Raw genomic sequence first — 14,166 nt, forward strand, 5'->3', positions numbered from 1 at the left:
TGTCTACATTGCTTATAAGGCCCAGGCTTATTCTCCCTGCTGCATCCTGCGTGCCGGTTGACGGTTAATGGGTCTGCAGGGTCCGCAGGCGGTTAATTGCGGCGGCTAGTTCTAGCCCGCGAAAGCAGACCAAATCGCCCATGGGCCACTCAGTCAAGCAGTCGAGTCCGGACTGGGTTATGTCGGCCATGACGGCAGCGATCGCCGCCGCAAGCGGGGTTGTTGCCGTCATGTGGTAGCGCTGGGCGTAGACGATTGCAGCAGCGATTGCCCGTACCTGTCCCGATTCCACTAGTTGCTCCACCGCCGACAGGTCAATGGCTTCGGTGCCGATCTGGAGCTGATCGACATCGCGCGCCCGCAGCTTAACGCTGTGGCGGCCTTTGCTGGGGTCAATGCTATCGGGCTGAATGGTACGCGGGGTAAGGGTACCAAAGGTAGGGCCACCCTCGCGATCGCGCTCCGTCCTATATTCCGCCGCAATGGCCTGGGCCTGCTCGGTCACATTTTGGGGCACAAACTCGTCTAGGGCAATCACCGTATCGGCCACATCGAAGTAGTCGCCGCTGCCCCCCATCACCAGCACCGTGGAGATGCCGTAGTCGGTGTAGAGCTGCTGCACTTTGTCAATAAAGGGAGTAATGGGCTCGCGATCTTTAGTGATCAGGGCCTGCATACGGCGATCGCGAATCATGAAGTTGGTCGCCGACGTATCTTCATCCACTAGCAGCGCCGTCGCCCCCGCCTCAATCGCCTCAATAATGTTGGCGGCCTGCGACGTGCTGCCGCTAGCGTTGGGTGTGGAGAATTTTTGGGTCGATTTGCCCTGGGGCAGGCTGCCAATAAAGGGCGAAATATCGACTCCTGCAATGCTGCGGCCATCTTCGGCCCGCACCTTTACCGCCAACCGATCGGTCACCACCTGGTGCCGTCCGTCGCCCGGTACGTGGTTGTACACCCCTGTTTCGATCGCCCGCAGCAGGGTCGATTTGCCGTGGTAGCCACCGCCCACAATCAGGGTAATGCCCTGGGGTACTCCCATCCCCGTCACATCCCCAGCATGGGGACAGGTGAGCGTCGCTCGCAGTGAGTCTGGAGACTTGAACGGAACCGCCTGGTTTGTCAGAGGGCGTTCATCAACGCCGCTGCGGCGGGGCAGAATTGCGCCGTCGGCAACGAAGGCAACAAGGTTATGGGCGGAGAGCTGCGATCGCAGCACCTCCGCATCCTCCGCAGTATCCACATGACGCTCAAGTTTGGCCGCATCCAGCGCCTCGTAGAACAACGTCCTAATTACCAGAGCGGGCACAGAATCACACAACAGTGCCGCCGCCTGCCGCCCTGCAATCCGCCGCCCAAAGGCCGGTAGCCCCACGGTAAAGCGAAGTTCTACAGCCTCTGCCGCCACCCTGGCCGCACTGCGGTTGAGCACGGCCTGACTAGGCCGCACAATGCCAATCAGCCCGCTTTTGCCTGAACCTGATGTCCGCTGGCTCCCCTCGGCAGCCCGGTAAAACTCGCGGGTCAGGTAGTCGGCCAGGGCGATCGCCCGACAGGGCAGCTCCCACAGGCTTTTGGGAAACCCCGCCACCGCCTGCGGCACCACCACCCGTACCCGGCTCGGAGCCGCAAACGGGTCGCCCTGCACATGGTCAATGTGCAGGGTAAAGTTTTCAAAGTCGTACGCTCCCTTAAGCGACTTGTACGCCCCGTAGCCTTGGCCATCGAGGCGATGGAGCTGGTCGGAGAGAACCTCTTGCGTAGCCATAGCGCAGCGTGAATTGCCTTTAACCCAAGTACTCTAACGCACACCCGTAACCTACTCAGAACAGCCATGAATAGGGTCTGGTAGGCACTGCCCACCGTACGTTGAAACTCATCCCCACCTTTTGGGAAGCCGCTTAGCGTCTACATCTTCCTCATCGCCTCATCCACCCATCCACTCATTCACCCCCCCTCGCCACCACCATCGCCACGGCCAGCTCCATCGCCGCCACCATGCTGCTGGCATCGGCGATCCCTTTGCCCGCAATATCAAAGGCGGTTCCGTGGTCGGGCGAGGTGCGCACAAAGGGCAACCCTACGGTCGTATTTACCGCTCGGTCAAAGGCCATCAGCTTTACCGGAATGAGGCCCTGGTCGTGGTACAGAGCCAGGTAGGCGTCGTGGGCGGTTGCGATCGCGCTTCCCTCAGTGCCAAACCAAGCCTGCCCTGGGCGCACCCACATCGTGTCGGGGGGAATGGGGCCATCGATTTGCACCTGGGGGTAGCGCGATCGCTGGGTCTCCAGCCAGGGCATCAGCCAGTCTATTTCTTCGCGGCCCAGCTGTCCGCCTTCGCCGCTGTGGGGGTTGAGGCCGGCTACGGCAATGCGGGGCTGGCTGAGGCCAAAGTCTTGCTTCAGGCTGTGAATGAGCAGATCGAGTTTTTGGGTCAGCAGCGCTGGGGTCAGGGCATCGGGCACCTGGGCCAGGGGAATGTGGGTGGTGGCCAGCAGCGCGCGCAGCCACCAGCCCGTATGGGGCGACTTGGCCACAAAAGCCATGCCAAAGCGATCGCTCTGCGCCCCTTCAGCCAGCAGCTCGGTCTGGCCAGGGTAGTGATGGCCTGCCGCTTTCCAAGCCGATTTGGCGATCGGCCCCGTGACAATGGCATCGTACTGACCCGCTACGGCACCTGCGATCGCCCTTTTGAGATAGGCAAAGCTGGCTGCCCCGGTAGCGGCACTGGCCTGACCAAAGGTCACTGTCTCCAGGGGCAGGGGCGGGGGAATTTCGACTAGCGGTAGATGGCCCAGGTCGGGAAGCGGTCCGCCGCAGGCAGATTGCTGGAGGGCCTGGAGGGTTTGGTCGAGCAGCGATCGCGTACCTATAAGCGTGATGTCTGCGATCGCGGCCCAGTCTCTAGCGCCCAGCGCTTTCAGCACCACCTCTGGCCCAATGCCCGCCGGGTCACCCAGGGTAATGACTAACCGGGGGCGACCCGGAGACTGGCTCAAAATCGAGGCTGTAGGGGTAGTCATAGGCGCAGGGGGTGATACCAAACTGGTCTAAAATGAGGGCGGCTAGGGGTTATATAACCGCTGGCGGGCTGGGCAACTGGCCCAATTACTATAGTGCTGTGGAAGGAGAGCGTATGGGCGGCGAGATTTTTAGTACGGCAGTGATTATTTTCACCCTCACCCTGGTGGGCCTAGGCATCGGGTTTCTAATGCTGCGAGTGCAGGGTGGTGAGGAGTAGTTTTTGCCTTGGGGGTGTATCCGGTGGAACCATCTGATATTCTTAGAGGAAGTTAAACTTTTGTATCATTTCCCTCATGAAAGTATTGGTCGTTGGCGCTACTGGCACTCTTGGCAGGCAAATTGCCCGCCGTGCCTTGGATGAGGGGCACGAGGTTCGTTGCCTAGTCAGAAGCGCTCAACGAGCTGCTTTTCTTCGAGAGTGGGGGGTAGAACTGGTGCGGGGCAACCTCTCCAGGCCAGAAAGTCTACCCCCTGCCCTTGAGGGTATTGATGCTGTAATCGATGCCTCCACCGCCCGTCCGTCGGAGTCGGTGATGGCGGTTGATTGGTACGGCAAAGTTAATTTAATCAAGGCCTGCCGGGACGCTGACATACGGCGTTTCATCTTTGTCTCAATTCTTAACTCCGAAAAGTTTCCCCACGTGCCCTTGATGAACGTCAAGCGCTGCACCGAGAAGTTTTTGGCCGAGTCGGGGCTCAACTACACCATTCTTCAGCCCTGCGGCTTTTTGCAGGGGCTAATTGGCCAGTACGCCATCCCCATTCTAGAGAAGCAGCCGATTTGGGTGATGGGTGAAGCCGCCCCGATCGCCTACATGGACACCCAGGACATTGCCCGGTTCGCCGTCAAAGCGCTGTCGGTACCCGAAACCGAGAACCGCAGCTTTCCGCTGGCGGGCACCCGCGCTTGGGGAGCCTACGAGATCATGCGACTGTGCGAGCGCAAGTGCGGCCAGGAGGCCAGAGTTTCCCGCATTTCGTTAGACCTGCTGCGGGCCATTCGCAAGGTGGCGCAGTTCTTTCAGTGGGGCTGGAATTTTGCCGATCGCCTCGCCTTTGTGGAAGTTGTCGCCGGTAGCCAGCCGCTGGATGCCCCCATGGACGAGGTCTATGAGGTGTTTGGCATTCCTAAAGACGAAATTACCACCCTGGAAGACTACATGCAGGAGTACTTCAGCCGCATTATGAAGAAGCTGAAGGAACTCGACTACGACAGCGACAAAGCCAACAAGAAAAAGCTGCCGTTCTAGTACTTCGACCAAGCTGATTTTGACCCTCTCTGACGGCTTAGGGTACGAGGTGTACGATTTAAGGCCTACCGTGAACCGTACGCCCCCACGAACCTGTCACTATCGGCTTGGTGGATGACTAATTTGATGTTGGGTGGTTCGCTAGAGCGTCTAAGAGGCTGTGATAGGCAGGTTTGGCTCGATAGTCGCGATCGAATATTAGGGCCTCGCCCCAGCCATCGAAGTAGCCGGGTACCCACGAGTAGCGATCGCTAAAGCCCCAAGTCACAAACGTGTTGCAGTTTTCGGCTTGCAGGCAGGTTTGCAGCATGGCCTGGTAAACGTCGGCCTGCTGGTCAGCATCGCCGGGGCTGGAGGGCTGCTCAATTCGCACATCCATTTCGGTAATGTGCGCCTGAAGGCCCAGGTCAGCTAGTCGTGCCATATTGGCGGCGACCTCCTGGGGGCTAGGGGCTGAGTTAGCTTGTACATGCATTTGTAGCCCCACTCCGTGAATGGGTACGGCTTTGTCCCGCAGCGACTTTACCAGGTTATAAATGGCGTCAGACTTAGCGTTCAGCCCTTCGCCGCCGTAGTCGTTATACATCAGCAGGGCGTCGGGGTCGGCCTCGTAGGCCCAGCGAAAAGCCAGTTCAATATAGTCGGGGCCAATGCCTCGCAGCCAAAGGGTGTCGCGCAGGGTGCCGTCATCGGCGATCGCCTCATTCACCACGTCCCAGGCGACTATTTGGCCGCGATAGCGCCCGACAACCGTTTTGATGTGGTTTTCCAGTAGTGCCATCAGCTCGTCTCGGCTCCAGTCTCGTTGCTCTAGCCAATCGGGCAAGGCTCGGTGCCACACCAGAGTATGCCCCCTCACCGCCATGTGATGATCGGCGGCAAAGGCCATTAGGCGATCGGCCTGGCTAAAGTCGAACTCGTGGGGGCGCGGTTGCAGCCGCTCCAGCTTCATGTCATTTTCAGCAGTGACCAGGTTAAATTCTTGGGCCAAACGGCGGCGATATCGGCGATCGCGCCCCAAGGCCTTGAGGTTGACGGCTGTGCCCACGTACAGGTCTTGCCTGCGCGCTAGGTCGGCTAAGGTTGGCTCACGTTCCAGCCTGAGCCAGCGAGCCAGGGCACAGTGATGAGCTTGGGGAGTTGGCCCCTGAGCCAGCAGGCTATGGGGGGTGATTGCTATGCCTCGGCCTGACCACAGTACAACGCCAGCCAAAACCGCAAGGAATATCACTTTAGGGCGTAACATGTAGCGGCCTTCCCCATGATTTTCTCACCCCGATCTACGGCCTATTCTGTCAACGCTTGGGCAACGGCTTAAGACTACTCGATGTCGTGGTGCGGTTCCAGCAGTCCCGATTCGATCATCAGGCGGGGCCAGAGCAACAGAAAGAATCCCATCCATACTCCAATGGGCGCGGCGACTAGGGCCGTGAGCCAGAGACGATGGAGTAAGACCCAGCTGCCGCCTACGATCGCCACCCCCGTCAGCACAATGGACCAGGGCTGACACCACCAGGGTTTAAGCTGCCAGGGACTAGTGATGGGTGTGGGTTCAGTCATGGGGGTTACTCAGGTTGGCAGCGATCGCACACCCCGCGCACCGTTACCTCGTAGCCCTCAATCTGCCAGCGAGGGCTGAGGGTTTGCAGGTTTAGGCTGGCCAGGGTTTCCCAGGGAATATCGGCGATCGCGCCACAGCTTTGGCAGCGAAAGTGGTGGTGGGGGCCAACATTGGCATCGTAGCGACAGACCCCTTCTTCAAGCAGCACCTCGCGCACCAGGTTGACTTCACGCAGCGCCTGCAGCGAGCTATATACCGTGGCCTGAGATGACGTCGGCGCGTCTTGATTGAGATCGCTGAGAATATCGTCGGCGGTGGGGTGATCGCAGCGGCCTAGCAGGTTGGCAAACACAGCAAATCGCTGAGGAGTGACGCGCAACCCCCGAGACTTCAGCATAGTAACGATTTGATCGGCTTGGGACGACATTCTCCCTGGCTCCGGCGCTTAGCGTACTGTAGTTCCGCCCCAGCAGGTAACGGCCATACGTAACGGCCACGGGTGATGGGTGGACATTCCACGATAACCTACTCTTAGTAGATTAGCATTCCTATCTAAGAATAAATCTGACTTTGTAACAAATCTGATTTTTAGGCTATTATGCTTATTGAAGATTTCTTAACTCGGAATTATTCTGAGTTGAGCAGCACTGGCTGGAAACGCAGTTAACTGTTGTAGAACTACGAAAGAGGTAATTATGGTTGCTATGGTTGCTACTGGGCGCGTACCTGACGTCGTCTTTAAGACTCGCGTGCGCGACGAGTCTGTGGGTGGGTCCAACCCCTACCGCTGGCAAGACATGACTACCAGCGATCTATTTGCTGGTAAGAAAGTCATCGTTTTCTCCCTGCCTGGTGCTTTTACCCCCACCTGCTCCTCTAACCACCTGCCCCGCTACGAAGAGCTCTATGACGAGTTCAAGACCCACGGCGTTGACGCCATTATCTGCGTTTCGGTAAACGATGCGTTTGTGATGTTCCAGTGGGGCCAAAAGATTGGCGCTAATAACGTCTTCCTGCTGCCCGACGGCAATGGCGAATTTACCCGCAAAATGGGCATGCTGGTTGACAAGTCCAATCTGGGCTTTGGTATGCGCTCCTGGCGCTACTCCATGCTTGTCAACGACAGCAATATCGAAAAAATCTTCGTCGAGCCTGACTTCGGCGACAACTGCCCCATCGACCCCTTCGAAGTGTCTGATGCCGACACCATGATGGCCTACCTAAAAGGTACTGAGTCTGCCGGTGTTTCTGAGCCTCGTCTGGCCTTCGTGGGCTAATTGCCCTCTGGCTCACCCTGGGTGAGAGTTAGGCAAAGGGGGTTGATGCAATCCCCTTTGCCTTTTTAGATCTGGGGTCGTGTGGGCAGGTTCCACCGACATCTCCACGGTCTTCAACAATTCTCATCTCGATTTTTTGAAATCCTTTAGCCTAGAGATATGGCCTAATTCATCCCTACGGCTTAGGCCGATCGCAGTCCTCTCCATCCATCACCGCTATGAAACTCTCCCGTCAAAATCTTCACGAGCGCACCGACCAGGTCTATGATGCCATTGTCGTAGGTGGCGGCATGGGGGGGTTGTCGGCGGCTATTTACCTGGCCCGCTACGGGCTCAAGTGTCTGGTGATTGAAAAGGGGAAGGGGCGATCGCTGTGGATGCAGGAGGTGCGCAACGTCGTTGGCTTTGACCCCGAAACCCCTGGGCGTGACATTCTTATCCACGGTGCCAGGCAGGCGGTAGATTGGGGGGCCGACTACCTGCGCGGCTTCGTTGAAGATGTCGTCGATGAAGGCGACCAGCTAGCCGTACAGGTGAAAGTAGGTAAAACCAACAGCGTTTACCCCGTGTTTCGTGCCAAGTACTTAATTGCGGCCTCGGGCGTCATTGACGTGCTGCCCCAGCTCGACAATATGCAGAACGTCTACGACTACGCAGGCTACACCCTGCACGTCTGCATGATCTGCGATGGCTTCGACATGTGGGACCAAAAAGCCGTTCTGATTGCTGGTAAAGAGTCGCAGATTAACGCCGCCTTCGTGCTCGACTGGTTTACCCCCTACATTACAGTGCTCACCCACGGTCTCTGCACCGTCGGCGACGAAATGCGGGCCAAGCTAGCCGACTACGGCTACCCTCTCTACGAAGCCCCGATCGCCAAGTTCCTTGGCGAAAACCACAAAATGAGCGGTGTAGAGCTAACCGATGGCACCGTCGTCGAAGCCACCACCGGCCTGATCAACATGGGTTCGATCTACCACAACCACTACCTCAAGGGCATCCCCAGCCTGGAGTGGGAGGGCGAGAACCTGGTCACCAACAACATGTGCCAAACCGCCCACGATCGCATCTTTGCGATCGGCGATCTGAAGCAGGGCGTTAACCAGGTGTCGGTAGCTGTGGCCGATGGCACGCTGGCCGCCACCCAGATCTGGCGCACTATTCGCCGCGCCAGCCCCCCGCGCAAGTGGGAAGCGAATCTGGCCAAGGAGCTAGTTTCCTAGGGCGGTTTTATGCAGACCGTTTAGCCCTCCGCCCCACCCCTTTCCCCCAGGAGAGGGGTTCTGAGTATGACTGTAGCAATAGGCCACAACTGATGAAGGCAGTTCAGGGCTATTTAGCCGCTTTGGTGATGCCGTCGCTGGCGCGTAGGGCCGTGCGGGTAGCCCTGTTTGTGGGGACAGTGCTGTTTTTAATTAATCACGGCGCGGCGGTGCGATCGGGCACCATGACGCAGGTGCGATGGATCTCAGCGGGGCTGACCTATCTAGTGCCCTACGCCGTCAGCATTCATGGACAATACCTGGGACAAAGCAGCAGTAGAGGGGCGAAACCTTAGAGAGAGAACGGCGTAATACTGAGCCAATACCCCTTTTTTGCAGCTCTGGCAGGTCAAAAAACGGTGTCAAATTTTAGTCACAGCTTGTTTTGCTGCATCAGCCCGATTAGCTTGTGCTTACAACGACGCGATCGCTCCATGTCAGCCTTTACAACCAGCAATCCCTTACTTACCGTAATGGATAGCCCTCTGCTCTTTTGTGAACTCACACCCTATGCAATATCGACGCTTTGGTCGCACCGAGCTTCAGATGCCCGTGTTCTCCTGCGGCGGCATGCGGTATCAGCACTCGTGGAAAGACGTGCCGCTAGCGGATATTCCGCAGAAAAATCAGGAGAATTTGGAGGCCACGATTCGCCGCGCGTTAGACGTGGGCATCAACCACATCGAGACAGCGCGGGGCTACGGTACATCGGAGGTGCAACTGGGGCAAATTTTGCCGGGGCTAGATCGCAGCCGCCTGATCGTGCAAACCAAGGTTTCTCCCACTGCCGACCCCGCCGAGTTTCGCCAGCACCTCACCCAATCCCTAGACAATCTCAACCTTGAAACGGTAGACCTGCTGGGTATCCACGGCATTAACACCGCCGAACTGCTGGACTGGACCCTGCGCCCCGGCGGCTGTATGGAGGTGGCGCGGGAGTTTCAGCGCCAGGGGCGGGTGCGGTTTATTGGCTTTTCGACCCACGCGCCCACGGCGATCATTCAGCGGGCGATCGCGTCAGATCAGTTCGACTACGTCAACCTGCACTGGTATTACATCAACCAAGACAACTGGCCTGCGATCAACATTGCCCAGCGCCACGACCTGGGTATGTTTATCATTAGCCCGTCGGATAAGGGGGGCCACCTATACAATCCCCCCGCTAAGCTGGTGGATCTGTGCGACCCGCTCAGCCCGCTGGTGTTTAATGACCTGTTTTGCCTCAGCCATCCCCAGGTGCACACCCTCAGCATTGGGGCAGCGCGACCCAGCGATTTTGACGAACATCTGAAGACATTGCCCCTGCTGGAAGAGGCTGAGCTGCACCTGCAGCCGGTGCGCGATCGCCTGCACCGCCACGCTCAGGCTGTACTGGGCGAAGACTGGTTGCGCACCTGGGCGATCGGCCTGCCCAGCCCCGACGATACCCCCGGCAATATCAACATCCCCGCCATTCTGTGGTTGCGAAATCTGCTCATCGCCTTCGATATGGAAGACTACTGCAAAGCTCGCTACAACATGCTGGGTAACGCTGGCCATTGGTTCCCCGGCGAAAAGGCCGAAAACTTGGACCAGGTGGATCTCTCTGATTGCCTGCGCCGCAGCCCCCACGCCGACAAAATTTCGCATCTGCTGGCTGAGGCTCACGAGGCGTTGGCTGGTCAGGCAATGGCGCGGTTGTCGAATGCCTAGTTGAGTGGCAGTGCCCTAGTTGAGTGGTGGGCGGTGCCCACCCTACGTGCCTCGCGCCCATATCCAGGCGATCCCAGGGGTTCATCATAAATTGATGGGTAATTCCTTCAATTCCTGAAGTTTTGTGAGAAGTGATTTTAAGACTTTGTTACGATGGTCACAAACGCACAGGAGAACCATCCACCATGCCGCATACTTCTTCCAACAAAGATTCTGTCGTAATCTCCCCGTCAATTTTGTCGGCAGACTTTAGCCGCCTGGGCGAAGAAATCAAAGCTGTTGACAAGGCCGGTGCTGACTGGATTCACGTAGATGTGATGGATGGTCGCTTTGTGCCCAACATTACGATTGGCCCCCTGATTGTCGATGCCATTCGCCCCGTCACCCAAAAGCCCCTCGACGTGCACCTGATGATTGTCGAGCCTGAGAAGTACGTGGCCGATTTTGCCAAAGCTGGCGCTGACATTATCACTGTGCACTGCGAGCACAACGCTTCGCCCCACCTGCACCGCACCCTAGGTCAGATCAAAGAGCTGGGCAAAGAGGCGGGCGTTGTGCTCAACCCCGGCACCCCGCTATCGCTAATCGAGAACGTACTCGACCTCTGCGACCTGGTGCTGATCATGAGCGTCAACCCCGGCTTTGGCGGTCAAAGCTTTATTCCCACTATGGTGGACAAGATTCGTACCCTGCGGAATATGTGCGATGAGCGCGGTTTGAATCCCTGGATTGAGGTAGACGGTGGCCTCAAGGTGAACAACACCTGGCAGGTGCTAGAGGCTGGGGCCAACGCGATCGTGGCGGGTTCGGCCGTGTTTAATGCGCCGGACTATGCGGCTGCGATCGAAGGCATTCGCACCAGCAAGCGCCCCGCGCCCGAGCTGGCTGCCGTTTAGCATCTGTAGGCGAACAGGCTGAATAAAAAGGGGGGAGGTGACTTTTCAAAAAGTCACCTCCCCCCTTTTTGTTTTGAGCACGGCTTGTATTCTTGAGCCAGCATTCTCTTCGACTCCGCTCAGCTAGCGTTCTCTGAGCGGAGTCGAAGCCAACGTTCAGCAGCTAAGATCTATTCCCACTCGATGGTGCCAGGCGGTTTGGAGGTGATGTCGTAAACCACGCGATTGACGCCATCAACTTCGTTGACGATGCGGTTAGAGATCGTCTCTAGCAGGTCGTAGGGCACCCGCGACCAGTCAGCGGTCATGCCGTCTTCGCTGCTGACCAGGCGCAGCACAATCGGGTAGGCGTAGGTACGCTGGTCGCCCATCACGCCCACGCTGCGCACCGGCAGCAACACCGCAAAGGCCTGCCAAAAGTCGTGGTACATGCCCTGCTTGCCGATCTCATCGCGAATTACGTAGTCGGCGTTGCGCAAAATTTCTAGCCGCTCTTCGGTAATTTCGCCAATGATGCGAATGGCCAGCCCTGGGCCAGGGAAGGGGTGACGACGCACAATTTCTTCGGGCAGGCCAATGGAACGGCCTACCTTACGCACTTCGTCTTTAAACAGCTTGCGCAGGGGTTCGACCAGCTTGAACTGCAGATCTTTGGGCAGGCCGCCGACGTTGTGGTGGCTTTTGATCTTGACTGCTACCCGCTCCCCGGTTTTGGGATCGACGTTGGTATCGGCAGACTCGATCACGTCGGGGTAGAGAGTGCCCTGGGCCAGGTAGTCGAAGGGGCCAAGCCGCTTTGACTCTTCTTCAAACACGCGAATGAACTCGTGGCCGATGCGCTTGCGCTTTTCCTCAGGGTCGGTGATGCCTTCGACCATGGCCAAAAAGCGATCGCGCGCTTTGACATGGGTCACAGGAATGTGAAACCGCTCGGCAAACAGCTTCACCAATCGCTCGGGCTCATCTTTGCGCATAAAGCCCTGGTCGATGAACATACAGGTGAGCTGGTCACCAATGGCCTTGTGCAGCAAAAAGGCCAGGGTGGAAGAGTCTACCCCGCCCGAGAGGGCCAGCAGCACCCGCTTGTCGCCCACCCGCGCTCGCACCTCGCGAATGGCATCTTCTACAAAGGCTTCGGTGGTCCAGGTGGGCTGGCATTCGCAGATGTGGTAGACAAAATTGCGAATTAGGGCGATGCCGCCTTTGGAGTGCACTACCTCGGGGTGAAATTGCACGCCGTAGAGCTTGCGGGTATGGTCAGCAACGGCGGCGCTGGGGGTGTTGTGAGTGTGGGCCAGCACCTCAAAGCCGTCGGGCAACTGGGTAACCGAGTCGCCGTGGCTCATCCACATGGTGGTGGCCTCTTCGACATTGGTGAGCAGGTCGGTGGGGTCGTCAATAAAGAGGTCGGCTTTGCCGTACTCACCCCGCTCGGCCCGGTCGACCTGGCCACCGAGCTGCTGCACCATCAGCTGCATGCCGTAGCACACCCCCAGCACCGGAATGCCCAGTTCCCAGATGGCTGGGTCGCAGTGGGGTGCGCCGTTGTCATAAACAGAGTTGGGTCCGCCAGAGAGAATAATGCCCTTAGGGTTGAGCTGCTTGAGCTGCTCGGCGGTGGTGCGGTAGGAGAGTACCTCTGAGTACACCTCGGTCTCACGAATGCGGCGGGCGATTAGCTCAGAGTATTGGGAGCCAAAGTCGAGAATGACCAGCATCTGGCGGTTAACCTCTGGCAGGGAGTCTTCCCCAAGCTGGGTAGTGGGTTCGGTTTGAATGGTCACGGGTTAAAAATCCTGCAGGTGGTGGGCTGGGGGCGTTAGACGATGGAACTAAAAGTCAGCCGCTCTGGGGCTAGAAAAAACGGAAGAGGCTAAGCCATCAGAACCTAGATATTGGCCCTGATCGTCTGCTAATAGCTACCGTTCGAGACTGATCGACGTCCAGATTAAAAGATTCTGCAACAGAACAAGAGCAGTGGATAGAGAGGAAAACCGGTTTTCCTAGGGGCGGCAAACGCGGTGGATGTTGTATGCAGCTGTTAAGGACGTTTTATAAAAAGTTATTCTTTCTAGTCTACCAAAACTTGATCGAACAAGTCTTTAGCTAGATGACTTTGAGCTACGATCTGCCGCTGGCGATCGAACACCATGGTCCCTACTGTTAGGGGCTGGGCCGTATGGGCATAGACGTAGGCGGCGGCCCGCTCGTCAATGCGATCGACCATGTGCTGATAGACGCGCTGGGCTAGGGGTTCATCCTGCTGGCGCAAAATCTCTAGCCCCGCCTCAACGGTTTTGGCCCCCAGCACGCTTTGAATAACGGGCAGCTCTGCCCCTACCGCCGTACAGCAGGCCGCCAAAATCTCCTGCCGACCGTCAGCAACATGGTGGTGGGTGTGAAAAATGCCCCCCGCCAGCTTGACCAGCTTGCCGTGGTAGCCCAGCAGCAGCACCCCAGCCACCCCCAGCTGGCCCGCCTCCACCAGCATTGGCCCCAGCCAGTTGGCGGTTTTGACCCGGCGATCGCCCTCGATCCCCAGCTTTATTGCCAGGTCTAGCCCGTTTTCACCCAGGCAAAAGACCAGGTGAGGATACTGAGCGGCCTTAGCTTGCAGAATGGCCCTCGACTGATCGAGCTGGCCAGGAGCGCTCAGCGGTGCCGAGATGCCAGAGGTGCCCAGCAGCGACAGTCCATCGACGACGCCAAAGGCGGCATTGGAAGTGCGATCGCCCAGCGCCCGGCCCTCCGGCAAAATAATCGTGACCCGCAGGGTTTTGCCCTCAGGTAGTAGGGGCGTCAGGTTGTGGGTGATCAGATCCCTGGCGTAGCGGTAGATGGCGGGTGCATTCTCGCGATCTACCTGTCGGCCAATGCCTTCGCCCCCCTCTAGCTGAATGGGTTCGGGCTGATCGTCCCCGCCCCAGGCTACCACTGACCACAGCGGCGTGTGGCGCGTGAGGTCGAGGTTGTCGCCGGGGTCGCTGTGGGTAATGGCCAGCACCGAGCCATCGGGCAGGGGCGCGAGTTGATTGATGGGGATTTCTGCCGACTGGGGCGGGTTGAGCAGGTCGAGGGTGACGGTAGCGGGGCGATCGCCCTCATGCACCAAGCATCTCAGGGCTGCCACGGCCCCAGCACAGGCAAATACCGGCAGCGTATAGCCAGAGCGAGGTTTTGGGAAAGCAGAATCCATCGCTACAC

At 58.1% G+C, this 14,166-nt stretch carries 14 protein-coding genes; 7 read left to right on the forward strand and 7 right to left on the reverse strand.

Features of this window, described 5'->3' with window-relative positions; all coding sequences use genetic code 11:
- Positions 1-64 precede the first annotated feature (64 nt).
- On the reverse strand, positions 65-1,768 hold the full coding sequence (locus IQ273_RS00165; protein ID WP_194020922.1) for an ABC-ATPase domain-containing protein: 1,704 nt from the start codon (positions 1,766-1,768) through the stop codon (positions 65-67).
- A gap of 175 nt (positions 1,769-1,943) precedes the next feature.
- Positions 1,944-3,023, reverse strand: coding sequence for a 4-hydroxythreonine-4-phosphate dehydrogenase PdxA (gene pdxA, locus IQ273_RS00170; RefSeq protein ID WP_194020924.1), 1,080 nt, complete (start codon positions 3,021-3,023; stop codon positions 1,944-1,946).
- Positions 3,024-3,136: 113 nt separating this feature from the next.
- Between pdxA and IQ273_RS00175 the strand changes: the two genes are divergently transcribed.
- The gene (locus IQ273_RS00175) at positions 3,137-3,241 is read left to right on the forward strand and encodes a PetM family cytochrome b6-f complex subunit 7 (protein WP_194020925.1); all 105 of its coding nucleotides are present in this window, start codon (positions 3,137-3,139) and stop codon (positions 3,239-3,241) included.
- Between the two features lie 76 nt (positions 3,242-3,317).
- Positions 3,318-4,274, forward strand: a complete 957-nt coding sequence (locus IQ273_RS00180; RefSeq protein ID WP_194020926.1) for an SDR family oxidoreductase — start codon at positions 3,318-3,320, stop codon at positions 4,272-4,274.
- A gap of 118 nt (positions 4,275-4,392) precedes the next feature.
- On the opposite strand, the gene IQ273_RS00185 is transcribed toward IQ273_RS00180, so the two are convergent.
- The 3 genes from IQ273_RS00185 to IQ273_RS00195 all read right to left on the reverse strand — a co-directional run bounded on the left by IQ273_RS00185 (position 4,393) and on the right by IQ273_RS00195 (position 6,262).
- The gene (locus IQ273_RS00185; RefSeq protein ID WP_194020927.1) at positions 4,393-5,520 is read right to left on the reverse strand and encodes an endo-1,4-beta-xylanase; all 1,128 of its coding nucleotides are present in this window, start codon (positions 5,518-5,520) and stop codon (positions 4,393-4,395) included.
- A gap of 74 nt (positions 5,521-5,594) precedes the next feature.
- Positions 5,595-5,834, reverse strand: coding sequence for a DUF6737 family protein (locus IQ273_RS00190; protein ID WP_194020928.1), 240 nt, complete (start codon positions 5,832-5,834; stop codon positions 5,595-5,597).
- 5 nt (positions 5,835-5,839) lie between these two features.
- Complete coding sequence (locus IQ273_RS00195; protein WP_194020929.1) at positions 5,840-6,262, reverse strand: Fur family transcriptional regulator; 423 nt, start codon at positions 6,260-6,262, stop codon at positions 5,840-5,842.
- 277 nt (positions 6,263-6,539) lie between these two features.
- Between IQ273_RS00195 and IQ273_RS00200 the strand changes: the two genes are divergently transcribed.
- The 5 genes from IQ273_RS00200 (at position 6,540) to rpe (ending at position 10,962) form a co-directional block, all read left to right on the forward strand.
- Positions 6,540-7,112 (forward strand): peroxiredoxin, encoded by a 573-nt coding sequence (locus IQ273_RS00200; RefSeq protein ID WP_194020980.1) that lies wholly within the window; start codon positions 6,540-6,542, stop codon positions 7,110-7,112.
- A gap of 218 nt (positions 7,113-7,330) precedes the next feature.
- On the forward strand, positions 7,331-8,335 hold the full coding sequence (locus tag IQ273_RS00205) for an NAD(P)/FAD-dependent oxidoreductase (protein WP_194020930.1): 1,005 nt from the start codon (positions 7,331-7,333) through the stop codon (positions 8,333-8,335).
- A 92-nt stretch (positions 8,336-8,427) separates the two neighbouring features.
- Entirely contained in the window at positions 8,428-8,670 is a 243-nt protein-coding gene (gene nrtS, locus IQ273_RS00210) for a nitrate/nitrite transporter NrtS (protein ID WP_194020932.1), read from the forward strand.
- 214 nt (positions 8,671-8,884) lie between these two features.
- Complete coding sequence (locus IQ273_RS00215; RefSeq protein WP_194020934.1) at positions 8,885-10,066, forward strand: aldo/keto reductase; 1,182 nt, start codon at positions 8,885-8,887, stop codon at positions 10,064-10,066.
- 185 nt (positions 10,067-10,251) lie between these two features.
- Positions 10,252-10,962 carry a ribulose-phosphate 3-epimerase gene (gene rpe / locus IQ273_RS00220; RefSeq protein WP_194020936.1) on the forward strand — a complete coding sequence of 237 codons (711 nt, stop codon included), beginning with the start codon at positions 10,252-10,254 and terminating at the stop codon, positions 10,960-10,962.
- 170 nt (positions 10,963-11,132) lie between these two features.
- Here rpe and guaA read toward each other — a convergent pair whose 3' ends face one another.
- Both guaA and cbiD read right to left on the reverse strand, forming a co-directional pair.
- Positions 11,133-12,680: a glutamine-hydrolyzing GMP synthase gene (gene guaA, locus IQ273_RS00225; protein WP_194020982.1), complete on the reverse strand. Its 1,548-nt coding sequence runs from the start codon at positions 12,678-12,680 to the stop codon at positions 11,133-11,135.
- 353 nt (positions 12,681-13,033) lie between these two features.
- Complete coding sequence (cbiD, locus tag IQ273_RS00230; RefSeq protein ID WP_194020938.1) at positions 13,034-14,158, reverse strand: cobalt-precorrin-5B (C(1))-methyltransferase CbiD; 1,125 nt, start codon at positions 14,156-14,158, stop codon at positions 13,034-13,036.
- Positions 14,159-14,166: the final 8 nt, after the last annotated feature.

Origin of the sequence: Nodosilinea sp. LEGE 07298 (genome assembly GCF_015207265.1) — a bacterium.
GTDB lineage: Bacteria > Cyanobacteriota > Cyanobacteriia > Phormidesmidales > Phormidesmidaceae > Nodosilinea.